Source organism: Labrenzia sp. C1B70, from assembly GCF_000475395.1.
Lineage (GTDB): Bacteria > Pseudomonadota > Alphaproteobacteria > Rhizobiales > Stappiaceae > Roseibium > Roseibium algicola.
Window position 1 is genome coordinate 622,581 of sequence record NZ_AXCE01000012.1, and the last position, 23,689, is coordinate 646,269.

The window sequence follows — 23,689 nt, forward strand, 5'->3', positions numbered from 1 at the left end:
GGTATTAGGTCGCTACTACAGGTGAGATTTCTGCAGTTTTGGCGGTTTATTGCGGGAACATTTGCCCGCCCGTCATTTAAGACAAGTGAGGCGGAAGCCGAACGCTGATCCGAACGCAGACATGTTTTTCGGCAAAGCCGCTCCTGCTCAAGATTGAATGATGATCAATGATCAGAAGCTCGCTGAAGCGCGCACTGACATCTGATTTCCAGCTCACGCGATGCCGCTATGAGCTTTGCGAAAAGGCCACGGATCTGCGCTGCGTTTGTCCGGGGCGACACCAAGAAGGATTGCCATGCTTTGCCCAAATGCATTTCGCCTCCCCGCATTAGAGAGGCGAAGGCAAGTCGGCATCGACGGATCTCAGTCGCGGTAATCCGGCTCGTTCCGGTCAAGATCACGCTTCCAATAGTCGAAATGGGCATAGCCCATGCCGACATAGGGCTCCCATTCGGCAGCCGTCTTGGCGGCCAGGTTGTCCGACATGATGGCCAGCGGCTGACCGGTCCCATAGGCTTTCAATAGCGTTTCAGCAGCCCGTTCGAAGAAATAGAGATGCTCGAAGGCTTCAGCGACAGTGACGGCGGAAATCGACACCCCGTGATTGCCCATCACAAGAACCGGTTTGTCGCCGAGTGTTTCGGCAATCCGCCTGCCCTCCTCCGCCTCGTCAGCCATGCCGCCGAAGCCGAGATCAACCGCAACCTTGCCGAAGAAACGGGCGGTGTTCAGGTCGATCGGTTTCATCGACGGATCCTGCAGCGTCGCCAGCGCGGTCGCATTGGGCGGGTGACAGTGGAACAGCACCCGCGCCTTGGGATTTTCCCGGTGAACCGTGCCGTGGATGCACCAGGCGGATGGGTCCGGGGCATTTTCGCCCGCCATCACCGTTTCATCATTGGCATCGAGCAGCAACAGGTCGCTGGCCCTGATTTCCCCGAAATGTCGCCATTTGGGGTTCATCAGGAATTTCGAACCATCTTCGGAAACCGCGGCGCTGAAATGATTGCCGACGGATTCGCTCCAGCCGAATTTTACCGCCAGACGAAAGGCAGCTGCGAGGTCTTCCCGCAGGGCCTGTTCGCTTTGCCGGTCCGGGTCAGCCCCGAAGCGTACATCCGTAACGACACTCATTTGAAACGTCCTTCCCCGGACAGGATCCGGTAGGTGGAGCGCAGCTCGCCCCTGTCGGTATAGCAGCCACGCAGGTGCCGATTGCCGCTGGTTGCCGAATAGGCAGCCCGACCGTGCACGATGCGGTGATTATCGAAGACAATACATTCGCCCGCATTCAGACGGAACCGCATCAGGTATTTGTCGTCCCGCATCATCCGTCCGAAGCGGCAGAAGGCCGGGTAGTAACGGTCGAGTTCATGTTGCGGCATATCGAAGATATCGGCATGGTGCTGGCTGATCGTGACACCCGAAATATTGCCGTGCTCATCCAGCTCGATCACCCGCTGGCGGGACCGCATGTCGAACGTGTCATGCTCGCAGAAATAAGGCACATCCACGGTGATCAGAAGTTCGAAGTCTTCCGGATAGGCCTTGCGGAAGTCTTCGGCGACAGCCAGTCCGTCCACAAAGATGCTGTTGCCGCCCTCGACCGAATTGGCCCGGCAATGCAGGAACTGCACGCCCGGCGCAAGATCTTCGTCCGGCAAGTCTGTGTGAAGCGGCAGGGCCTTGGCAGTGAAGGCAAGGTTAGTCGGCTTGATGTGGGTTTTTACTTCAAACGTCAGACCGAAGTAGCTCGGACGCACATAGCCGATCAGGCCGGCCGTGTCGGTGAGCGCTTCATCCGTATCCGGCAAGCCGGTCAAAAGCGCGACACCATCCGTCAGCATCGCCTTGGCCCAGTCGCGCCGACGCGCGGTGTCGTTGGTAACCTCGTCATAGGAAAAACGGGCCATCTTCGGATAGTGGTCAGCGTACCAGGGCACTCTTTGAAGGTTGGCGATATCGGGGCGCTTTTCGCCATTGGAATAGGCATTGAGCAAGGACAGCGGCAGTCGGGAGACGTCGTTTGTGCCGGCCCAGGCGATTTCCAGATCGCCTCCCACGATGGCGGCGGAGGCTGCTTTTGGCGCTTCGTCCAGGGCAAAGATGTCGTTGACGCGTTCGCGGGTTTCCGGGTCGAAGGAACTCGGGCAATTGTCGCGCAGCCAGTAGTAATTGAAATAGGCGGTTTGCCCGTTGCTCAGCGGCACATCGAGTCCTTTTTCCTGCAGCAACACACCCGCATCACCAGTTCCAAGCATCAGATCCGTCCTTAAGTTTAGCTCATCAGCCTTGCAGACACTTCACACAAGTTACTGCAAAGCGCTGCGTTCCAGTTACTTTCTTTGAAGTTGCTCTTGCACTGGCGATTTGGAAAGGTGATAAAATCGAAACTTAACTTAAGCATTCACTTAACTTGGACAGACAAATGCTCCGCTTCCCCCCGCTCAGGCTGCTCACCGTCTTCGAGACGGTTCAACGCGCGGGAGGCACCAAGGCGGCGGCGGGCGAATTGAATGTATCCATGTCGGCGATCAGCCAGTCCTTGCGACAGTTGGAAGAACACGTCGGCACCGCCCTGATCGATCGCAGCACAAGGCCGGCCGGCCTCACTGCCGCTGGCGAGATCCTGCTGAAAGCGGTGATCGAAAACCGCGAACGGCTGAGCGAAGCCCTGAACGACATCCAGGCTCTTGCCGATCCGACCAGCGCCTCTGTCACTGTTGCCTGCACCGTCGGCTTCGCCACCTACTGGCTCATGCCCCGGCTTGAGGCGTTTTATCTGGACCATCCGGAAATCCCGGTGAACGTTCACACCACGCAGCAGGAGGTCCCCCGGCTTGGCCAGGGGACCGATATCGCCATGCGCTATGGCGACGGCCGCTGGGACGACGGCACGGTCGAACAAATGTTCCGCGAGCTGGTTGAGCCCGTGTGCGCCCCTTCCCTTGCCGAGCGTATCCGCGCCGATGGCGGCAGCCTGGGCTCAGCCTTTCTGATCCATGTGGACACCAGCGATCGCCGCTGGATTTCCTGGCAGGAGTATCTTGCCCGCACGGGGCAGAAGGCTGCCGGTTCGGCCAAAGGCCTCCGGTTTTCCAACTATGTCCAGGCCACCCAGGCGGCCTTGTCTGGCCACGGGGTCATGCTCGGCTGGCGCTCGATCACCGGTGACCACGTGCAAAACGGCCTGCTGGTCCCTGCTGGTCTGCCGCCGCTGCAGCCAAACAACGCCTATCATGCCGTGCTGTCGCACCGCAGCCGGAACCGGGAAACAGCTGCCATTGTCGTTGACTGGTTGAGGGCTGCCGCGCAGCCACAGCTCTAGGGAATGGCTCCTAGCGCTCGTCGCCGAAGTAGCGCACGCGCAGTTGCTCGATCATGTCCGTCTCATGCGCCGTCAGCAATTCCAGCGTCAACGGCCGTGTCCACGGACTGCCGTGCGCAAGGGCAAAGCCGTATTTGTCCGGTTCGAAGATCGGGCCGATCACCTCGACATTCGCCCGCGGGTGACTGTGAGCGTAATACTCAAGGACAGGCGCATCGCCCACAACGGCGTCAATCTCATCATTGCGCAGAGCAGCGACTGCACCTTCGATGTCGTCAAATGACCGGTGCGACCAACCGGATGCTTCTGCAAACTCCTCGGCCACGCTGCCGGCGAAGACGCCGATACTCTTGCCCGGCAGATCGGCAACACTGTTGATCTGGTTCGTGAGTGAAAGGGTTGTCATGACGCTGGTCACCGACGAGGTCACATAGGCCATCACCGCAATGCCGCAGACCAGCCAGAGCGCCTGCCAGATGCGGCCTGGCCAACCAAACAGGTTCTTGCGCGAAGGCGCCTTGCCGGATGTCACCACGGACATGACCGCATAAAAGCTCTCCGACACCCCTTCCGGCCAGCCCCGGGGAAAGTTCTTGTCGAAACGCCGGTCGAACAGCGTCATCAGAGCCGTTGCAAACACGATCACAAGCGCCAGCCAGCCATAGGCTCTCAGGTAACCGGATTCCTGCAGGCCCGTTATCACCTCGCTGAAACTCGCTCCCTGACTGTCAGGCACGAGAATGCGCAGGCCCGCATCGAACCAGGGCTGGGTAAAGTCGATCCTGTCGGCGCGCTTGCGGGTGATCGTCAGGTTGGTGACGGCAATACCGATGGATTTGTCCGCCGCTGCATCCACCAGCTCCCGGATAGTCGGGAAGATCCGATATTCGTAGAGAATTCCGTTTTTCTGCGCCAGTGCTTCCCAAAGGTCCACCGCCATGCCGGAATAGACACCCGGCTCTTCCTCCATGACAAAAGGGGGGCTGATGTAGAGGCCGACGCTGACCGGCGAGCCCGGCAGCGGTGGATTGTCGTCCCCCTCCGCCGTCTGCCCCAATGCCGGCAGCGCGAGAAAAATCGACAGGCAGAGCACAAGGGCAGCTGACAGGCATCGACAGAAATTCGAGCAGGCGGTCACGACGGCCTCCGCTTGGCAGAAGGGGAATCACCCAGAAGGTTCGTGAAGGGTAAGCCGCCACGCCAAAACCATGCAACCTGTGCCCACACAGGCTGCTTCTGAAAGCGGCCGGTGGTAGCAACGGATGAGTTGCCCCCTCAACTCACCGCGTGATCACGATCCTCGTGTCGGCACGGCCAACCTTTCGCACAAGATTGAAAAGCTGAGCGGCATTCTTGGGATGGAGCCGGATGCATCCGTGCGAGGCAGGACGGCCCAGCCGTTTGAGATCGTTGGTGCCGTGTATGGCGTATCCGCCGAGAAAGAAGACCGAATAGGGCATGGGAGCCCAGTTGTACTTGCGCGAGTGCCAGTCGCGTTCCAGCCGGGTCGGGCGCCAGCTTCCCGTTGGTGTGCGATATCCCTTGCGTGCCGTTGAAACCGGCCATTTGTTTCGCAAACGCCCGTCGACGTACAAATAAAGCCGCTGTTCGGAAAGATCGATCTTTGCGGTTACTCGAGGTGCAGCGCTTGCGCTGGTGGCAGCCAAGACAAGAAAGGCCAGCAACAACGGCCCGGCAATGAGTTTTTTGATGGTCAACATCTCAAAGGCACCCAAGAAAAAACAAGACAACAAAATTGAATACGAAAATCTAATCCGCACTTTCTTCGAGACGCAAGCCAAACTTGAAGTAAGCGTAAACGTCTACTCCAATCACGCTTTGAAGCGCACGTTCCAGAGTGCTTGCCCAGATGCGCACGTTCGCCGAATAGGTGCAAAATTACCCTTGACCTGTCCAGCTGCCGGTGCCATAACCACACCCGAACCGTACCGTACGGTTCCCTACTGACAATCAACGATCCGACCTGAGACATGACAGCGACCGCTTACGATATTGCCACCTCCCGCCCGGATGCAGCGCCCGAATTTTCGCCGCGCCAGCAGGTGGTGTTGCAACATGCGCTGACGCTGCTGGTCGAAGGTGGAGAGAAGGCGCTGACGACGGCAGGCTTAGCCCGCACGGCAAGCTGCTCGAAGGAAAGCCTCTACAAGTGGTTCGGCGACCGTGACGGCCTGCTGGCTGCGGTTGTCGCCTTCCAGGCCAGCCAGGTTCAGTTTCCTTCCGAGGCTGGCGCCACCGCCGATGCGGCGACGTTCCGGGCACATGTGACGGCCTTTGTCGAAGCCCTGCTGGGTGTCCTGTTTTCCGAAACCTCGCTGGCGTTGAACCGGCTGTCGATCGGCCAGTCCAACACCAATTCCAACCGCCTCGGCCAGCTTCTGCTTGTGCGCGGCAAACACATGATTTCCGCCCGCGCGCGCGCCATGCTGGACAGCGGCCGCCGCCACGGCCTTCTGAAATTCGACGAATCCGAAGACGCCTACCAGGTGCTTTACGGCCTTGCCATTCGGGACGTCCATATCCGCCTCCTTCTGGGTGAGACCGCTGGTCCTGCCGAGAAGGATCTGAAATCGCAGGCCGAAGCGGCCGTCGATCGCTTTTACCGTCTGTTCGGGGCCTGATCGCCGCGAACCTTCGGAACCACTGGGAAACACCAGAACCAATCAAGACCGGAAAACCGGCCTTCAAACGACAGAATGCAGACGGGAGAAAGGAACCCATGCGCGTTTATTACGATCGTGATGCTGATCTTAACCTGATCAAGTCCAAAAAAGTCGCCATCATCGGCTACGGCTCGCAGGGCCGCGCCCATGCCATGAACCTCAAGGACAGCGGCTGCACGGAGATCGCCGTTGCCCTGCGCGAGGGCTCCACGACCGCTCTGAAGGCAGAAGCTGACGGCTTCAAGGTCATGAACGTGGCTGACGCCGCTGCCTGGGCCGACCTGATGATGATGGCAACCCCGGACGAACTGCAGGCTGACATCTACAAGGACCACATCGCAGCCAACATCCGTGACGGCGCTGCAATCGCCTTCGCACATGGCCTCAACGTTCACTTCGGCCTGATCGAAGCAAAGTCGACCGTTGACGTTCTGATGGTTGCTCCGAAGGGCCCGGGCCACACCGTGCGCGGCGAATACATGAAGGGTGGCGGCGTGCCGTGCCTGATCGCTGTTCACCAGGACGCTTCCGGCAATGCCCATGATCTCGGCCTGTCCTACGCCTGTGGCGTTGGCGGCGGCCGTTCGGGCATCATCGAAACCACCTTCAAGGAAGAGTGCGAAACCGACCTCTTCGGCGAACAGGCTGTTCTGTGCGGCGGTCTCGTCGAACTGATCCGCGCCGGTTTCGAAACCCTGGTTGAAGCCGGTTACGCTCCGGAAATGGCCTACTTCGAGTGCCTGCACGAAGTGAAGCTGATCGTCGACCTGATCTACGAAGGCGGCATCGCCAACATGAACTACTCCATCTCCAACACTGCAGAGTGGGGTGAGTACGTGACTGGTCCGCGCATCGTGACGCCGGAAACCAAGGCGGAAATGAAGCGCGTCCTGACAGACATCCAGACCGGCAAGTTCACGTCCGATTGGATGCAGGAATACCGTGCAGGCGCTGCCAAGTTCAAGGCAACCCGCCGCCTGAACGACGCACACCAGATCGAGGAAGTTGGCGAAAAGCTCCGCGGCATGATGCCGTGGATCAAGTCCAACGCGCTCGTCGACAAGACCAAGAACTAACAAGGTTCGCCCCATCGACCCGAAACGAGACCCCGCTGGCAACAGCGGGGTTTCTTTTTGCCGGTTCCTGCTGGTCGTCAAATAGATATCCGGATGCGGGCGTTATAAATAAGCGGCCCTCGACCACCCCCGCCCTGCCGCCCCAAAGATGCCGCATTGCCTCCGCAAATTTCACAGGTATCGTAAACGGGACCAAAGCGTTGAATTCCCTATTTGATAAAAGTTTTTTTATCGCGGCTAACCGGATTGCAAGACCCTATCCCGTAACGTAATCACTATCCTTTGTGAGATTGAGGGACCGGTTCCGGAGACTGCCTTGATGGATCTATCGACACTCTTTTCGGCAAATGTGCTTCTGCTGTCGATTTTTGCCATCTGCTTCCTAGCCATTTCCCTGCAGACCAGTCCGCGTGCTCACTGGTTGAGCTGGGCCGCTGCAAATACCCTGTTGGCGTCGTCTCTGGTCTGCTTTGCGCTCAGCAGCATGCTGCCGCCCCTGGTCGCCTATCTGCTCCCCAACACCCTGTTGCTGCTCGGTTTTGGCTGTCACTGGCACGCGGCACGCCTTCTGGCGGATATGCCGAGCAAGCTCAGCAATGTTGTCGCGCCCGCCTTTGCCTACGGCATCGTCGCAGGCTGCGCGTATCTGCTTTCCAACTACGCCCTTGCGTACATGGCCTCCAACGTGGTGTTCACGCTGCTGTCCGTGGCAACCATTACCGTCTACGCTTCAAGGCCCTTCCGGGGTCTGATTTCCAATATCGGCCTCATCCTGGCGTTCTTCTTTCTGGCTGCCGAAGGTGTGCTGCGCACAGTGCACGGACTTGTTTCCGGCGGCCCGCAAGGGCCCGGCATGATCGACGACCTGATTGTCGACATTCACCTGATGTGCGCACTCGTCTTCGTCAGTCTGACCGGCGCTTTCTCCCTTGCGCTGTCGTTCGAGCTCGTGGCGAACCGGAACCGGGAAGCGGCACGGCGCGATCCCCTGACTGGCGCCTTCAACCGCAGGGAGTTTCAGACACGCCTGGAGAGCCTCCTGCAGGAAACGCAGAAGGACGACTTCGGCCTGGTCCACTTCGACCTCGATCACTTCAAGCAGGTGAACGACAGGTTCGGACATGTTGCAGGCGACGAAGCGCTTGTGAAGGTCTGTTCGGAAGTGAAGGCGCATCTGCGCCAGAACGACTGCTTTGCCCGCCTCGGCGGCGAGGAATTCGCGGTGCTTCTGCCGTCCATCTCGCGCGAGAACGCCTTCCGGGTTGCCGATCGCCTGCGCGAGCGCATTTCCGACCTGCGGTTCGAATTCGCACCGCAGGACTTCAACCTGACGGCGTCGGCAGGTGTCTATCACGGCGACGGCAGCCAGCTACCGTCAGCCGAATTGCTCAAGACAGTCGATGAGAGTCTCTACCTGTCCAAACGGACCGGACGCAATCGGGTGTCAGTTGTCGAGAAGGTTTCCGGTGCAATACCAGCCGAACCTTTGCGGACCGCTCAGGAATAGGCTTCGATCAGCCGCGTCACTTCCTTGTCCCGCGCAGCCTCGCTCGCCCCGCCCATGACGACGACAATCAGTCGCTTGCCGCCCCGGTTGGCGGTCGCGACCAGATTGTAGCCGGACATGCGGATATAGCCCGTCTTCAGACCATCCACACCGGCAACCTTGCCGACCAGGTTGTTGGTGGCCCGGAAGGTGCGGCCGTTGTAGTCGAACGACTTGGCCCGGTAATAGCTGCCGTATTGCGGGAACCGCCGCTTCAGGGCGAGACCAAGCACTGCCATGTCACGCGCCGACGACACCTGCGCGGGATCAGGCAGGCCCGTGGCATTGACGAAACGGGTACGCGACAGGCCAAGAGCCCGCGCTTGGGACGTCATCTGCCGGGCGAAGGCCGCTTCGCTTCCGGCCAGATTTTCGGCAACGGCGATGGCGACGTCATTGGCCGACTTGACCGCAAGCGCCCTTGCCGCCTGCTCGACCGTGATGGTCGACCCTGCCTTGATGCCGATCTTTGCCGGCGGCTGCGATGCTGCCTTGGCCGAAACGCTCAAGGGGGTGGAAAGCGTGTAACGCCCTTGCGAAACCGCATCAAAGAGCAGGTAGAGCGTCATCATCTTGCTCAGCGAAGCGGGATACCGCGGTGCATCCGCATCGACCGCATAAAGCTCTTCGCCGGTCGACGCATTCAGCACCAGCGCGGAGAACCCGCGCTCAACTGCCGTTTCCGGCGCATAGGCAACGGCAGGAAGAGGCGCCGTCTGAACGGCAGGCGCTGCACTTGTAACGGGCGTCGGGGCTGGCCCCTGCCCCGTCTGACAGGCGGCCAGAAACCCGGCCAGAACGAAGATCGAAGCCTTCTTCAAAAGGACAGACGCACGCATTCCCGCTCTCTTAAACTCGCGTTTCGGCCGGATACCTCAAGCCTTCAGGCGGTATCCGGTCTTGAAAATCCAATGTATGACGGCCAGTGAACCGCCGAGGAAGATCATCGTTGCCAGCAGCGACAGCCAAAGGCTGACGTCCGCCTGACCATAGAAGCTCCAGCGGAACCCGGAAATCAGGTAGACTACCGGGTTGATCAGCGTGATCTTCTGCCAGATATCCGGCAACATGTTGATGGAATAGAAGCTGCCGCCCAGAAAAGCCAGAGGCGTGACAATCAACAGCGGTACAAACTGCAGTTTTTCGAAATTGTCGGCCCAGATGCCTATGATGAAGCCGAGCAGGGCGAATGTAACGGCCGTCAAAAGGAAAAACGCGGCCATCCAGACCGGGTGCTGGATTTCCAGCGGAACGAAGAAACTCGCCGTGATCAGGATGATCAACCCGACCAGGATCGACTTCGTAGCCGCCGCCCCGACATAGGCAACGGTGATTTCCAGGAACGACACGGGCGCCGACAGCACCTCGAAGATCGTGCCCGTAAACCGCGGGAAATAGATGCCGAAGGAGGCGTTGGAGAGGCTCTGTGTCATCAGGGACAGCATGATCAGCCCGGGCACGATGAAGGCGCCGTAGCTGACACCGTCAACCTCGGAGATCCGAGAGCCGATGGCTGCCCCGAAGACAACGAAATAAAGCACCGTGGAAATCACCGGCGAGATGATGCTCTGCATGATCGTGCGGCGGGTGCGGGCCATTTCGGCCAGGTAGATGACTTTGATCGCTTCGAAATTCATGTGCCCTGCTGCCCCGAAATCAGAATGAGTTCCATTCGGGGCAACGTGCGCCCCGGGATCGAGCCGGATGGAGACCGGCCAATGGTCTTGAAGCCCATGCGGGCATAGAAAGGTTCTGCAAAAGGATCCGCATCGAGACCGATCCTCACCAGACCAAGGCTCCGCGCTCTTTCATAAAGCGCATCGAACAGCGCCCGGCCGACGCGGCGTCCCTGCCAGGCAGGGTCGACAAAACAGGTCTCCAGTTCCCCTGTTTCGCCGTCGTCTTCCATGGACAGCCGGATACAGCCGACCGGCTCACCGCCTGCGTCCTGCGCCAGCCAGAAATCGTGCTCTTCGATCCAGCTGTCGCGAACCTTGAGTTCTTCGGCGCACATGGCCATGAAAGCATCGTCATAGCCGTTCGACTGCTTGGAGCGCATGCACAGGTCCGTCAGTGCCGTGCAGTCGTCCAGTGTCGCCTTGCGAATGGTGAAACCGGTGTCCATCGCCGCCTCATCCCTGACTGACCAGACCGACGAAGATATCCTCGAGCGACGACTGATCCGTCTGCAGATCGTGAAAACGCACGCCGGCCTGGGAGAGATCGGTCAGAAGCGATGTGATGCCAGTCCGGTCAGCCTGGGTATCGTAGGTATAGACCAGGCTGCGTCCGTCATCCTCGAGCTTCAGATCGTAGCGGGCAAGACTGCCCGGGATCTCGACGAGCGGCTCCGTCAAGCTGAGCGACAGCAACTTGCGCCCGAGCTTGCGCATGAGCTCTGCCTTCTCTTCCACGAGAATGATCTCACCCTTGTTGATCACCCCGACACGATCGGCCATTTCCTCGGCCTCCTCGATATAGTGGGTGGTCAGGATGATGGTGACGCCCTTCTGCTTCAGCTCCCCAACGATGCGCCACATGTCGTGCCTGAGTTCCACATCCACGCCGGCTGTCGGCTCGTCCAGGAACAGGATCTTCGGCTCGTGCGCCAGCGCCTTGGCGACCAGCAGGCGGCGCTTCATGCCCCCGGACAGGGCCATGATGGGGTTGTTGCGCTTTTCCCAGAGCGTCAGGTCCTTGAGGATGCTCTCGATCCGTGCCGGATCGGGTTTCATGCCGAACAGGCCGCGGCTGAAGGCGACCGTATCACCGACCATTTCGAAGGGAGCCGTGGGCATCTCCTGAGGCACCAGACCGATCATCTGCCGGGCAGCGCGGTACTCGCTCAAGGCGTCATGGCCGCACACGTGAATACTGCCGGAGGTCGGCCGCACCAGGCCGCAAATCGTGCTGATCAATGTCGTCTTGCCGGCGCCATTCGGCCCGAGCAACGCAAACACCTCTCCTTGCTGGATATCCAGAGACACGGATTTGAGAGCCTGGAAGCCACCGTCATAGGTTTTTTCCAGGTCGCGTACGGAAAGTATCGGGGCCATCGTTTCAACCGGTTCGGAATTGGGGATTTGACCAGACGGCCAAACTGGCGTGCACACTTGCATGTGGGCGGACCGTCCGCAAGATGCAACCCTTTGGCCGTAAGCCACCGTCCGTTCGGAGCCTATCCGGATGACGGGATCACTGTTTCGTCTTTCGAAACACTGCGTCTGCAGAGCCAAGACTAGGTTTTGCCCTGCGAGCCGCTATCTTTCCCTCAAAGTCAATCCGCATCAGGAACCAAGTCATGTCCATCCGCCCCGTAACCCACATCGGCAGCACACAATCAACCATGGAAGGCGCCGGCGTCCGGCTGGAGCGAGCTTTCGGATTTCAGGATCCGGAAATGCTGGATCCTTTCCTGCTGCTGGACGATTTCCGCAACGAGCGACCCGAGGACTATCTGAAGGGCTTTCCCTGGCATCCCCATCGCGGCATCGAAACCATTACCTACGTGCTGGCCGGCACCGTTGAACACGGCGACAGCCTGGGCAACAGCGGCAACCTGGGGGCGGGCGACGTCCAGTGGATGACAGCCGGGCGCGGGATCATGCATCAGGAGATGCCCAAGGGCGACGCCAATGGCCGCATGCACGGTTTCCAGCTCTGGGCGAACCTGCCGTCCTCGCTGAAGATGACCGCTCCGCGCTACCAGGATGTCGCGTCGAAAGAGATCCCGGTTGTGACCGATGACGACGGCACTTCCGCACGGATCATCTGTGGCGAGTTCTGGGGCAAGCGCGGCCCGGTCGATGGCATCGCCGCCGATCCGCAATATCTCGACATCCATGTGCCGGCAGGTCACAAGAAACGCTTCAAGGTCGACACCTACAAGCAGACCTTTGCCTACATTTTCGAAGGCTCCGGCACGTTCGAAGGAGCATCCGACCCGTTCGGGGTTCTGACGGAAAAGGAATTCGGCGGCGAGGAACTGAAGATCCGTGACGAGACCGGCAACCGTTCTCTGGTGATCTTCGGCTCCGGCGACGAGATCGTCGTTCACGCAGGCGAGGAAGGCATCCGTTTCCTCTTGGTCTCCGGCGCACCGATCAAGGAACCCGTGGCCTGGCACGGCCCCATCGTGATGAACACCCGTCAGGAACTGATCCAGGCGGTAACCGAACTGCAGAACGGCACATTTATCCGGTAGGGCTGAAAAGAACCTGCTGCCTTGTAACTTTCACAAAGTCTGGCTAGGGCTGTCCGGGATACAATCGATCTGGACAGCCCATGCCATTGAAACTCCGCCCGGCCACAGAGGCCGACGCCCCTGCCCTCACCGATATCCTCCATCGCGCCAAGGCCTCCTGGGGCTATCCGGAGGGAAAAATGGCAGAGTTTCGCGACTACTGGCGAATATCCGAGGCAACCATCCAGTCCCTGACGCTCACCGTTGCAGAGCGGGACGGTCAGCCCATAGCCTTTTCCGGGCTCTCTCCCCAAAGCGAAGATACGCTGCTTGTCGATTTCCTGTTTGTTGCCCCTGAAGCCCAGCGTCAGGGCATTGGCGACCTTCTGCTGAAGCGCGCGGAGGATCATGCCCACCGACAGGGATTGAGCCGGCTTTATCTGGAAAGCGACGCCAACGCGGGCTCCTTTTACGAAAAGCGCGGGTTTCGGACGATGGCGACGCGACCAAGCGAGATGTCGCCCGGCGGGGAAATCCCCCTGATGGAAAAACCGCTGGCACCTGCGGTCTACCGGGTGGAAGCGCTGAACATCGAGGTTTCGGACAAACCCTGGGCTTTTGAAACGAAGCATGCAGACGCCATCGATGCGTATTTCGAGGAAGCCAGGAAGCGCATTCCCATGCTTTGGAATGGCCGAACCATGAAGTTGACCGGTTTCGAGTTCAAGGATGGCACCTTTAACGGCACCTGCGCGGAATGTTCCTTTGCCGCTTTCCTGGCGTGGCGCGACTGGGGTGCGCCCGATGCAAGCTCGTTCAATCTCTTCGGCTCCGCCATCCTGAGGTCCGCCGAGGGCGCATTGCTCTATGGTGTCATGTCCCGAAAGACCGCCACAGCGGGCATGATCTACCCTCCCGGTGGCAATCTCGACCCGACCGACCTGACCGAAGATGGCAAGGTCGACGTTGTCGGGGCGATCTACCGGGAACTTGAAGAGGAAACAGGTCTCAAACGAGACGACGTCCAGCCTGCCGAGCTGCTGGTGACATTCGACGGCTGGCGAATTTCCATCGGCCAGGTGATGGATGTCCCACGCCTCGCGGAAGAGTTGCGCACGGAGATCCTGCGTTTTTCAGAGGCGTCGGAAGAACAGGAGCTTGCCGATATGCGCATCATTCGCACGCGCGCGGACCTTGAGGACAGCGCCATCGTGCCTTACGCCCGTTCGCTCGGCAAATATCTGCTGCCATGAAGAGCACTCGGCGAAACGGCCGGGAACGGCAATATTTTGTTCACCAAGAATGCGCACTAAGCACTGGCAGGACTTGCCTGAAAATGCAAAAGTCCGCTCACCTTTGAAGCCGGCACCGTGGTTTGCACGGGCCGTCCGATGCGGACAGGTTGGTTGTTTTACAACGTTTGAGCCCCTCGCCTGACTTCGTTTGAAGGTCGGCAGGCGGCGAAAGGGAGAAGAGAAGTATGAGCCGCCGCTACGCGATCCTGGATGTCTTCACGAACACGAGCCTTGCCGGGAACCCCCTGGCGGTGGTTCTGGACTCCGAGGGGCTGAGCGACGAGCAGATGCAGAAGATCGCCGGTGAGTTCAATCTTTCCGAAACGGTCTTCGTCTTCCCGCCGGAAAAGCCCGGGCATTCCGCCACCATGCGGATCTTCACTCCCAAGATGGAATTGCCGTTCGCCGGGCACCCGACGGTCGGTACGGCCATCCTTCTGGCAACGGAACGCTTCGGCGATATTTCGGGCGAGCAGGATGCCGTTGTTGTTCTGAAGCAGCAGATCGGCACCGTGCGCTGCGCGGTTATCCTGCGCGAGCACGCAGCCGCCTTTGCCGAGTTCGACGTTCCCAGCCTGCCGGAGCCCGCCGGACCGACCCACAACGTCGAACTGATCGCAGCCGCGCTCAACCTGGAGCCGAGTGACATCGGGTTCGAGAACCACGGCCCCTCCCGCTTCCGCGTAGGCCCTCCCTTCACCTTCGTGCCGGTGCGCGATCTGGATGCCTTGGCGCGCGCCAAACCGGTGCCGGCCATGTGGAACGCGGGCTTCGGCAAGAACGGCAATACGGACGCTTATGTCTATTGCCGCGAAACCCGCTCCCACGACAGCGCTTTCCACGCCCGCCTGTTTGCGCCCGACATGGGTATTCCAGAAGATCCCGCGACAGGTTCTGCCGCGGCGGCATTCGCAGGTGTGGTCGACTATTACGACGACCTTCCCAACGGCACCCACCATATCCGCATCGAACAGGGTTTCGAGATGGGACGCCCGTCCCTGATCGACCTGGAAATCGACATCGAGGGCGGCAAGATGCATGCGGTCAGGATCGGCGGTCAGGCGACGCTTGTCGCTCGGGGCGAACTGTTCCTCTAATCAAATCAGACGCTGCCCGGACGGTCAGAAGGCCGCCTGGGCAGGTTCGTTCGCCTTGTCGGCGCGCGGCGGCAGACCGAAATGCCGGGCGTACTCTCGGCTGAACTGGGTCGCGCTTTCGTAACCCACCTGGAACGCCGCGCGCGAGACGGACAGTTTTTCCGCCTGCAGCAGCCGGCGCGCCTCCATCAGCCGCAACTGCTTTTGAAACTGCAGCGGACTGGTGCCGGTAATATCCTTGAAGTGCGCATGGAAGGCTGACACGCTCATGCCTGCCTCACCGGCAAGATCGTCCACCCGCAAGGACGCCGAAATGTCCCGGCGAATACCGGCAATGACCTTGGCGATGCGGGCCGCGTGACTGTCCTGCTCTGAAATCTGACGCAGGATCGCGCCATGTTCGGCGGCCAACAGCCAGTAGTGGATCTCTCGCTGGATCAACGGCAGCAACACCTTGCCGGCCTCCGGCATCTCCGCAAGCTCGAACAGGCGCCGCATCGCATCGACGATTGCCGCATCTGCCCTGCCGCTTGCAACGGCGCGTGCAGCCATAGATGTTTTACCCGGCCGATCCAGCTCCGGAGCAAGTTCGCGGATCAGTGCCATGTCCAGTGGAATGGCGAGCGCGACATAGGGCTCGGCCTGGCTCGCACGCACGACCCGTGCCTGCGCGGGCAGATCCAGCCCGACAATCAGTGACTGCATGGCACCGAACCGGACGGTGTTCGATCCGAGATATGTCTGCTTCTCCCCTTGGAGAACCAGGCAAAAAATCGGTTGGTAGACGATCGGATAGATCAGGGTTGGCCGGCGTTGACGCACCAGCGTCATGCCACCAGCACCAACAGGAAAAGGATCGCCACCTGCGCCATGATCATCAGCAAATGCAACAACTTTCCGGATAAGCTCGTCTGCCTGCATGGTTCCCTCCGTCAAGAACCCAGCGATACGCCCGCCGGTTGGTGATGGCAAGCATGCAGCTTGCCTGATTTGTAGGATCAGGCAAGTCTTCTGGAGAAACCGGCACACAATACGTCTCGCTACGGACTATCTCATGGTCATCGACATCACGCCCCACAACACTGGAGCCAATAACATGACCACCTCCCCCAAGATCGCCCTTATCACCGGCGGCAGTCGCGGCCTTGGCCGCAACACTGTTCTTCATCTTGCCAAGAACGGTGTCGACACGGTCCTGACATACAGGACCAGCAAGGAAGAAACCGCACAGGTCGTTGCCGAAGTGGGAGCGCTGGGTGCCAGGGCTGTTGCCCTGCAGCTTGATACTGCCGACACGTCCGGCTTCCCCGCATTCACGGACGCATTGAAAACCGTGCTACAGCAGACCTGGCAGCGTGACAGTTTCGATTTCCTGGTCAACAACGCCGGCACGGGCATTCACAAGCCCTTCGCCGAGACGACTGAGACCGATTTCGACCAGTTGATGAATGTTCACGTGAAGGGAGTCTTTTTCCTGACGCAGCAACTGCTGCCGCTGATCGCAGATGGCGGCCGCATTCTGAACGTATCGTCCGGCCTTGCCCGGTTCTCCCTGCCCGGCTACGCGGCATACGCGACCATGAAAGGCGCGATTGAAGTTCTGACCCGCTATCTGGCCAAGGAACTGGGATCTCGACACATCGCCGTCAACACGCTGGCGCCTGGTGCCATCGAAACGGATTTCGGTGGCGGTGCCGTGCGTGACAATCCGGAAATCAACAAGGTGGTCGCCTCCATGACAGCCATGGGCCGTGCCGGCCTTCCGGATGACATCGGCGGAGCCATCACCGCGCTTTTGAGCGGCAATACCGGCTGGATGACCGGCCAGCGCATTGAAGTCTCGGGCGGTCAGAACCTCTGACACCCCAAGTCAGCAGTGTGCCGCGGCGGCCGGATCCCGGCCGCCGCTTGCATTGGCCTATTCGGCAGCTTCCATCAGGCGTGCAGGTGCCGTCATGGCCCAGCTCGGCACTGCTTCCAGCCGCTGATACCAGGCAATGATGTTGGCATGGCCTTCCAGCGGCATACGCGACTGCGGGTTCAACGCCAACGCCGACAAGGCACCGACCGCAAAATCGGTTACAGTCACCCTGTCCCCAAGCATGTAGTCCCGCCCTTCCAGGTGGGCGTCGAGAACTGCAGCGAAGCGATGGAAGTTCTCGCTTGCCGCTTCAATCCTGGCTTCGTCCGGTTCACCCAGACCGAAAAGCGGCTTGACCATCGTTTCCCAGGCAATGTCCCTTGCAGCCTGGTTGTAATGCTGCACCTCCCAGGACATCCAGCGCAGGATCTCAAAGCGCGACTTGGCGTCCGTCGGGCAAAACGCTTCGGCTCCTGCCCGGTCACTCAGGTAGATCATGGTCGGGTTGGCTTCCCACAGGTTCATGTCACCCACCACGAGCGTCGGAACCTTCAAGTTGGGATTGGCGGCCTTCAGGTCGTCCCGGTGATGCTCACCCGCCATCATGTTCAACCTGTGAACCTCGACCTCATCGAACAGTCCAAGATGATGCAGCACCGCCTCGACACGGCGGCAGTTGGGCGAAATATCTGCTGTGAACAGTTTCATGTCCGTCTCTCCACTTTCTTAAGTCCGGTCATCAGCTCCAGGTTCGGCCGGAAACCTGTGCTGCACGACCATGGGAAAATTGAGCCGGTGTCGCGCGCCACCCATTTACTCAACCATTTAGTTGACTATAATGAAGTCAGATGATAGTCAACCAAAAGGTTCACTTTATGAATGCAGCTGAAATGCCTCAACTCGATGCCACCTTCGCCGCCCTTAGCGACGGCACACGCCGTGCGATCGTAGCCAGGCTTGCCGACGGCGAGACATCGCTTTCGGACCTCGCCGAACCGTTCGACATGTCGTTGACAGCGGTTTCCAAACACCTGCGGGTGCTCTCGGATGCCGGGCTGGTGGATATCGAAAAACGCGGACGTACCCGCCATTGCCGGCTGCGCGGTGCACCAATCAAGGAAGCCGTGGACTGGCTGAGCAAATATGAAGCGTTCTGGATCGACCGTTTCGATGCTCTTGCCCGTCACCTCGCCAAGGATAGCGAAAAATGACCGTACAACAGCAGCCCCAAGCGTTCCTGAAATCCAATCCCGGCCAGGAGCCGGTGCTCGTGGAAGGCCTGTTTCGGGCCGACCCGGGGCGGGTCTTCCGCGCCTTTACCGAACCCAATGAGGTTCGATGCTGGTTCGTACCCAAGTCCGGTGCGCTGGTTTCGGCGGAGATCGATCTTCAGGTTGGTGGGCGCTGGTGTTTCGTCATTGAGAAAACCGCAGAAAAGCAGATCCACTTTGAAGGCGAATATCTGGCCATCGAAGTGCCGAACCGTCTTGAGTTTTCCTGGCGCCATGTTCAGGAATATGCCGACGGCACACGGGAAGCGACAGACACTTCAAGGGTATCCGTTACCTTTACCGAAGTCGGCAAGGCGACGGAGGTCAAGTTACGTCACGAGGCCATCAAGACCGAAGATGCCCGCCGCGGTGTCGGCGGCGGCTGGAACGGCTGCTTTGGCCGACTGGCTGATCTCGTCGTCCCCAGGAACGGATAAGAAGCAGGACACCAACGCTGGCTCCGGCGCCGGCCGTTGCCGGTTGCCGGCCTCTCCGGCACCCATGGGCGACTATTTGCCCAACGGCAGCGTTTCGGCGCAATCCTGCTGAAGCACCGCCCGGATCGTCGCTTCTGGAGCGCCATTTCCTCGCATCCGAATGAGGCCTAGCCGCTTAAACGCGCATTGCCATTGGATAGTAAAAAATCGCAATACTTTACCTGCTTGCAGCGAGCCATCACTGCGTCATTTACTCGTGCTCGAATTAAATAAATTCATCACATCGCAACCTTTTAAAACATTGATTTAAAACACATAAATGACAAAATTATTTACTTTACCTGATGAAGTTAACCAGATGTTTGCCCATTTAATTTGCATTTGATTAAAGGCTCTTGGTGTATCCAAGTTCCGCAGAGGAACCAATGAAAACAAGTTTACTGTCAAAAATTACAGTAACGCACAAGTAAACAGGGAAACGCCATGAAAACCTTACTGAGCCTCCTCGCTGGGGCGCTGATGATCAGCTCTGCCGTTCAGGCTGCCAACCTTCCGGCACCAACAGGTGATGTCGTCCTCGTTGTGACCGGAAACATCAAGAACACCAATAAAGGTGACAGCGCCGAATTTGACATGGAGATGCTGGAAGGCCTTACAGAAATCTCCAAGACGCTCGAGACACCCTGGACTGAAGGCACCACTGCCTTTTCCGGCCCTCAGCTGCGCGCAGTGCTGGAGGAAGTTGGCGCACGCGGTTCCAAACTGATCGTCAAGGCTCTCAACGACTACAGTGCAGTAGTGCCGGTAGAAGATGCCGAGGACTTCGACACGATGCTGGCGACCAAAATGAACGGCGACTACATGTCCGTTCGCGACAAGGGACCCCTGTTCCTGGTCTACCCTTTCGACACGAACCCGGAACTCTTCAACGAGAAATACTTTTCCCGTTCGGTCTGGCAAATCCGTGAAGTTGAAGTGGTAGAGTGAAAAACCAGCTCGAAATAGGCGGCAAGGCCGTTGAACAGGCTGCAAGGGCGACGAAATCCGTTCTCGTCGTCCAGATCTTTCTTGTCTGTACGGTCCTTGCCATCTTTTCAATGCTGGTCAAACGTGAAGGCCAGTTGCATGACGCTATCCGCGAAGACGCAATCTGGGCTGTCTATCAGCTCGACCGCGAAACACGTGCCGTCTACGAGCTGGTGCAACACGTCAAATATCGTATCGGCGAGGCAGGTGTCGAAGCGGCGCAGGAAGCCGTAGCACCGCGAGATCTCGTAACGCGTTACGACATCCTCTATTCGCGTCTCTCGGTCCTCGCCAACTCCAAATACAACGTCTTCTTCGAGCAAAGTCCGAACTTCAGATCCAGGATCACGACCATTCAGACCAAGATCCTGGCCATCGAACCTGTCTTCAACGAAATCGCAGCGAAAAAGAATTACACCGACATCGACTTTGCGCCTGTCGAAGAAACGCTCGAAAAAATTCGTAGCGCCACGAACGAATTTCTTGTCCGCACGAACGCGACAATTTCAGAAGCGCGCGCCGAAGCCCGCAACGACGTCTTCCATGTACAGATGCTGGCCTTCCTCTTCATGTTTGCGATCGTCGTCGCCGCGCTCTTTCTCGCCCTTCACATGCTTCTGCAGGTCCGCATCGTGAAACAGACGCGAGAAGGCATGAACAAGGCGGCAGCGGAATTCGAGAAAGCATATGAAGCAGCAGAAGCCGGCAACAAGGCCAAGTCGGAGTTTCTGGCCACGATCGGACATGAAATCCGCACCCCGCTGAACGGCATTCTCGGCATGGCCGAACTTCTGGCACAAAAGCAGCTTCCGGAAGAAGAAACCGGCTACGTCCGCACCATCACAAGTTCCGGCAATACACTGCTGGAGATGATCAACGAGATCCTCGACTTTGCGAAGATCGAATACGGATCCCTTGAGACCGAACAGATTGTCTTCCGGCTCGACGAACTGGTGCGAGAGGCGGCAGCTGTCGTGGAAGGCAAGGCGCTCGAGCAGAATGACGAGCTCAAACTTCATATCGACCCGACGCTTGAAAAAGCTTTCATCAAGAGCGATCCCACCCGGCTGAAGCGCGTCCTGCTCAACCTGCTATCCAATGCTGTGAAATTCACCGAAAACGGCTCAATCCACGTCGATGTGGTTGCCGGAAAAGTTGTCGCCGAGACCCTGGAACTGAAGATCAGCGTCAAGGATTCCGGTATCGGCATTGCCGAAGAGGCACAAAAGCAGCTCTTTACCGCATTCCACCAGGTCGATTCCTCGATCAGCCGGCGCTTTGGCGGCACGGGCCTCGGCCTTGCCATCTGCAAACAGATCGTCGAGGCGATGGGTGGATCGATAAGTGTGTTCAGTATTCCTGGCGAAGGCGCAACCTTCAGCTTCACCTTGCCGGTTCAACTGGCACATGCCCCTGCTGCGAATCTCACCGGTTTGGATAGCGGTTCGACCCCAACAGCATTGATCCCCCGTCTGCGTATCCTGCTCGTGGAAGACAACGTCATAAACCAGCGTGTCGCAACGAAGTTGCTGGAGAGACTGGGTCAGGAAGTCATCGTTGCCAGCGACGGCAGAGAGGCGATCAAACATGTGCAGGACGCCACTTTCGATCTCGTGCTGATGGACGTGCAGATGCCTGATCTCGACGGGATCGCGGCAACACGGCTGATACGGAACATCGGCGCTCCATTCGACAAGCTGCCCATCATCGCAATGACGGCAAATGCTTCCGACCGGCACCGCCAGGACTGCCTGGACGCTGGCATGAATGCCTTCGAGTCCAAGCCCGTCACCTTCCAGAGGCTTGCGACCATCCTGCGTGAATATGGTCCTTCGGACACTTCAGCAGAAGGCACCACCGACCTGCCGACATCCCCCGGCTCTCCGGAACCGACGGAACCAATGCATGCGGCTCAATCCGACGCCGCGACACCAAACGCCAATGTGGTTCGCCTTGCCGGAGAAGAGAAAGGGGATGCCAGACGAGCTGAACTGCGGGAGGAACTTGGCGAGGAGGTCTTCCATTCTCTGGTGAACGACTTCTTTGAAAATGCCGACACTCTCGTTGTGCAAGTCACCGAGGCAGCAAGCTCGGGTGATGCGGAAAGCTACGACCGGCTGCTGCACACACTGAAAGGTGCGGCGGACAATCTCGGATTTACGACCCTCTCAAAAACTGCGGACGCACTTCGCACCAGCATCGAAACCTCCAACCAGGTGACACTCCTGACGGTGGAGCTGGAAAAAGCAAAAAACAAATACCGGAAGATTGCGATATGACCGACACACAGCTTGCCGACACCGATTTCCGCATCCTGCTGGTCGAAGACGATCCCACCAACCGCATGATCATGGAACGGCTTGTGGAGCGCATCCCCGGATGCCACGCAGTCAGCTTTTCCCATCCCATCGACCTGATCGCGGCGCTCGACATGGTCGAATTCGATGTGGCGATCGTCGACTATCAATTGCCGGGCCTCAACGGCATCGAGCTCATCAAGGAAATTCATCAGCACCCCGCCCATACTGACAAGCCGATGGTGATCGTCACGGCAGACAAGGACCGGGACACGCGCATCGAGGCCCTGACCTCCGGTGCTGTCGATTTTCTGAACAAGCCGCTCGAGGTGGTGGAATTCAAGGCCCGTGTCCGGAACCTGACCAAGCTGGCCGAAGCGCAGCGCAAACTCGCCACCCGGGCGGAATGGCTGAAAGAGGAAGTCGACAGGGCAACGACCGAACTCAGGAAGCGCGGCGAGGAAATCGTTCACCGGCTGATCCTTGCTTCCGAATACAAGGACCTCGACACGGCCATGCATACCCTTCGCATGGCGAACTTCTGCGAGTTGATTGCCGAAGAACTCGGCATGAGCATGGAGTTCCGGCGAGACCTCAAGATGGCCGCACCGATGCACGACATCGGCAAGGTTGGCATTCCGGACCGTATCATGCTGAAACGCGGCCCCCTCACCCCGGAAGAACGCGAAGAAATCAACCGGCACACGGAAATCGGAGCCGGCATCCTCAAGGGCTCCAGCTGCCGGCTGCTGCAGGTCGCGACCCAGATTGCCGCGACACACCACGAACGCTGGGACGGCAGCGGTTACCCCAATGGTCTGCGTGGAGAAGAAATACCTCTTGTCGGCCGGATAGCGGCCGTTGCCGACGTCTTCGACGCGCTGACGACGGAACGCCCCTACAAGTCCGCGTGGACCAACGAACGGGCCTTCAGCTTTCTGGAAGAAAAATCAGGCAGCGACTTCGACCCGGAGTGCATTGCCGCCTTCCTGAGCAAGAAGAAGGAAGTGGAGGAGATCCAGGCCAGATTTGCCGACGAGCCCATTCCCCTGGCCAAAAACGGCTGAGGCGGTCAGTCCGCAAGATGTCCACCGGATACGCCGGCAATCGCCCAGGCTTCGGTGCGATCAACGCGGCTGGAGAGGAACCGCTTTGGGCACAATGCCTTTGCCTCCCGTCTTTGCAGCGGCTCAGATCTTGTTTGCGCAAGCTATCGCCGATCCCTGAAACGCCAGGCCAAGGGGGCTCCAAATGTGCAAGCTTCGGAAAAGCTGGTTGCATCATGGTTCATCCTGACTTATGAACAGTCCCCATTAACCGTCAGGTCACGCTTTTGCGCCACGCTTGGCGGACCAGTTGAAAAGACGACCAAAGGCCAAGACAGACCCATGATCGCGGTTCGCGACATTTCTGGATCTTCTCGCAACGCGCTGGCTCAGCGCGGCGGCCTCATTCTACTTGGCGATCTCCTCCTTCTTAGATGCCCCTGAGCGTCGGCTGCTTCGCTTGTCTTTAGGCGGAACGGGCACTTAGGGGAGAGTTTTCAAAAAACCGCATCACGACCATCGGATCGCGCCACGCCTTTCCT

General features: G+C 58.9%; 23 protein-coding genes. 13 read left to right on the top strand and 10 right to left on the bottom strand.

What is annotated here, in order from left to right; genetic code table 11:
* Nucleotides 1-363 precede the first annotated feature (363 nt).
* Both Q666_RS51180 and Q666_RS51185 read right to left on the bottom strand, forming a co-directional pair.
* Nucleotides 364-1,134, bottom strand: a complete 771-nt coding sequence (locus Q666_RS51180; protein ID WP_023000561.1) for a class II aldolase/adducin family protein — start codon at nucleotides 1,132-1,134, stop codon at nucleotides 364-366.
* Complete coding sequence (locus Q666_RS51185) at nucleotides 1,131-2,261, bottom strand: TauD/TfdA family dioxygenase (protein ID WP_023000560.1); 1,131 nt, start codon at nucleotides 2,259-2,261, stop codon at nucleotides 1,131-1,133. Before Q666_RS51185 ends, Q666_RS51180 begins: the two co-directional genes overlap by 4 nt.
* Before the next feature lie 167 nt (nucleotides 2,262-2,428).
* On the opposite strand from Q666_RS51185, the gene Q666_RS51190 reads away from it, so the two are divergent.
* Nucleotides 2,429-3,328 (top strand): LysR substrate-binding domain-containing protein, encoded by a 900-nt coding sequence (locus Q666_RS51190; protein WP_023000559.1) that lies wholly within the window; start codon nucleotides 2,429-2,431, stop codon nucleotides 3,326-3,328.
* 10 nt (nucleotides 3,329-3,338) lie between these two features.
* Here the strand turns inward: Q666_RS51190 and Q666_RS51195 are convergent, their stop codons facing one another.
* The gene (locus Q666_RS51195) at nucleotides 3,339-4,466 is read right to left on the bottom strand and encodes a transporter substrate-binding domain-containing protein (protein WP_208993890.1); all 1,128 of its coding nucleotides are present in this window, start codon (nucleotides 4,464-4,466) and stop codon (nucleotides 3,339-3,341) included.
* A 142-nt stretch (nucleotides 4,467-4,608) separates the two neighbouring features.
* Complete coding sequence (locus tag Q666_RS51200) at nucleotides 4,609-5,049, bottom strand: L,D-transpeptidase (RefSeq protein ID WP_031269153.1); 441 nt, start codon at nucleotides 5,047-5,049, stop codon at nucleotides 4,609-4,611.
* A gap of 270 nt (nucleotides 5,050-5,319) precedes the next feature.
* On the opposite strand from Q666_RS51200, the gene Q666_RS51205 reads away from it, so the two are divergent.
* The 3 genes from Q666_RS51205 to Q666_RS51215 all read left to right on the top strand — a co-directional run bounded on the left by Q666_RS51205 (nucleotide 5,320) and on the right by Q666_RS51215 (nucleotide 8,595).
* Complete coding sequence (locus Q666_RS51205) at nucleotides 5,320-5,970, top strand: TetR/AcrR family transcriptional regulator (protein WP_023000556.1); 651 nt, start codon at nucleotides 5,320-5,322, stop codon at nucleotides 5,968-5,970.
* A gap of 98 nt (nucleotides 5,971-6,068) precedes the next feature.
* A complete protein-coding gene (gene ilvC, locus Q666_RS51210) occupies nucleotides 6,069-7,088 on the top strand; it encodes a ketol-acid reductoisomerase (protein WP_006935853.1) in 1,020 nt (339 codons plus the stop codon).
* A gap of 319 nt (nucleotides 7,089-7,407) precedes the next feature.
* Nucleotides 7,408-8,595 (top strand): GGDEF domain-containing protein, encoded by a 1,188-nt coding sequence (locus tag Q666_RS51215; protein WP_023000555.1) that lies wholly within the window; start codon nucleotides 7,408-7,410, stop codon nucleotides 8,593-8,595.
* Here the strand turns inward: Q666_RS51215 and Q666_RS51220 are convergent.
* The 4 genes from Q666_RS51220 to Q666_RS51235 are packed head-to-tail and all read right to left on the bottom strand — an operon-like array spanning nucleotide 8,586 to nucleotide 11,690.
* Nucleotides 8,586-9,473, bottom strand: a complete 888-nt coding sequence (locus Q666_RS51220) for a D-alanyl-D-alanine carboxypeptidase family protein (protein WP_023000554.1) — start codon at nucleotides 9,471-9,473, stop codon at nucleotides 8,586-8,588. The two genes, Q666_RS51215 and Q666_RS51220, sit on opposite strands and share 10 nt — an antisense overlap.
* Before the next feature lie 36 nt (nucleotides 9,474-9,509).
* Nucleotides 9,510-10,271, bottom strand: coding sequence for an ABC transporter permease (locus Q666_RS51225; protein ID WP_023000553.1), 762 nt, complete (start codon nucleotides 10,269-10,271; stop codon nucleotides 9,510-9,512).
* Nucleotides 10,268-10,759, bottom strand: a complete 492-nt coding sequence (locus Q666_RS51230) for a GNAT family N-acetyltransferase (RefSeq protein WP_023000552.1) — start codon at nucleotides 10,757-10,759, stop codon at nucleotides 10,268-10,270. Before Q666_RS51230 ends, Q666_RS51225 begins: the two co-directional genes overlap by 4 nt.
* 7 nt (nucleotides 10,760-10,766) lie before the next feature.
* Nucleotides 10,767-11,690: an ABC transporter ATP-binding protein gene (locus Q666_RS51235; protein ID WP_023000551.1), complete on the bottom strand. Its 924-nt coding sequence runs from the start codon at nucleotides 11,688-11,690 to the stop codon at nucleotides 10,767-10,769.
* A 245-nt stretch (nucleotides 11,691-11,935) separates the two neighbouring features.
* Here Q666_RS51235 and Q666_RS51240 point away from each other — a divergent pair, with 245 nt between their 5' ends.
* From Q666_RS51240 to Q666_RS51250, 3 genes are all read left to right on the top strand, one after another.
* On the top strand, nucleotides 11,936-12,838 hold the full coding sequence (locus Q666_RS51240; RefSeq protein ID WP_023000550.1) for a pirin family protein: 903 nt from the start codon (nucleotides 11,936-11,938) through the stop codon (nucleotides 12,836-12,838).
* Between the two features lie 80 nt (nucleotides 12,839-12,918).
* Nucleotides 12,919-14,070 (top strand): GNAT family N-acetyltransferase, encoded by a 1,152-nt coding sequence (locus Q666_RS51245; RefSeq protein WP_023000549.1) that lies wholly within the window; start codon nucleotides 12,919-12,921, stop codon nucleotides 14,068-14,070.
* 227 nt (nucleotides 14,071-14,297) lie between these two features.
* Entirely contained in the window at nucleotides 14,298-15,209 is a 912-nt protein-coding gene (locus Q666_RS51250; protein ID WP_023000548.1) for a PhzF family phenazine biosynthesis protein, read from the top strand.
* Nucleotides 15,210-15,233: 24 nt separating this feature from the next.
* Here Q666_RS51250 and Q666_RS51255 read toward each other — a convergent pair whose 3' ends face one another.
* A complete protein-coding gene (locus Q666_RS51255) occupies nucleotides 15,234-16,130 on the bottom strand; it encodes an AraC family transcriptional regulator (RefSeq protein ID WP_023000547.1) in 897 nt (298 codons plus the stop codon).
* Nucleotides 16,131-16,305: 175 nt separating this feature from the next.
* On the opposite strand from Q666_RS51255, the gene Q666_RS51260 reads away from it, so the two are divergent.
* Nucleotides 16,306-17,070 carry an SDR family oxidoreductase gene (locus Q666_RS51260; RefSeq protein WP_031269150.1) on the top strand — a complete coding sequence of 255 codons (765 nt, stop codon included), beginning with the start codon at nucleotides 16,306-16,308 and terminating at the stop codon, nucleotides 17,068-17,070.
* Between the two features lie 57 nt (nucleotides 17,071-17,127).
* Here the strand turns inward: Q666_RS51260 and Q666_RS51265 are convergent, their stop codons facing one another.
* Nucleotides 17,128-17,778, bottom strand: a complete 651-nt coding sequence (locus tag Q666_RS51265; protein ID WP_023000545.1) for a glutathione S-transferase family protein — start codon at nucleotides 17,776-17,778, stop codon at nucleotides 17,128-17,130.
* A 167-nt stretch (nucleotides 17,779-17,945) separates the two neighbouring features.
* Between Q666_RS51265 and Q666_RS51270 the strand changes: the two genes are divergently transcribed.
* The 5 genes from Q666_RS51270 to Q666_RS51285 all read left to right on the top strand — a co-directional run bounded on the left by Q666_RS51270 (nucleotide 17,946) and on the right by Q666_RS51285 (nucleotide 23,168).
* Nucleotides 17,946-18,281, top strand: a complete 336-nt coding sequence (locus tag Q666_RS51270; RefSeq protein ID WP_023000544.1) for a metalloregulator ArsR/SmtB family transcription factor — start codon at nucleotides 17,946-17,948, stop codon at nucleotides 18,279-18,281.
* Nucleotides 18,278-18,778, top strand: coding sequence for an SRPBCC domain-containing protein (locus Q666_RS64955; RefSeq protein ID WP_023000543.1), 501 nt, complete (start codon nucleotides 18,278-18,280; stop codon nucleotides 18,776-18,778). The genes Q666_RS51270 and Q666_RS64955 overlap by 4 nt, the downstream gene beginning before the upstream one ends.
* A gap of 483 nt (nucleotides 18,779-19,261) precedes the next feature.
* Nucleotides 19,262-19,765 carry a molybdopterin-dependent oxidoreductase gene (locus tag Q666_RS51275; protein WP_023000542.1) on the top strand — a complete coding sequence of 168 codons (504 nt, stop codon included), beginning with the start codon at nucleotides 19,262-19,264 and terminating at the stop codon, nucleotides 19,763-19,765.
* A complete protein-coding gene (locus Q666_RS51280; protein WP_023000541.1) occupies nucleotides 19,762-22,083 on the top strand; it encodes an ATP-binding protein in 2,322 nt (773 codons plus the stop codon). The genes Q666_RS51275 and Q666_RS51280 overlap by 4 nt, the downstream gene beginning before the upstream one ends.
* Complete coding sequence (locus Q666_RS51285) at nucleotides 22,080-23,168, top strand: HD domain-containing phosphohydrolase (RefSeq protein WP_023000540.1); 1,089 nt, start codon at nucleotides 22,080-22,082, stop codon at nucleotides 23,166-23,168. Before Q666_RS51280 ends, Q666_RS51285 begins: the two co-directional genes overlap by 4 nt.
* The last annotated feature ends 521 nt before the right edge of the window (nucleotides 23,169-23,689 follow it).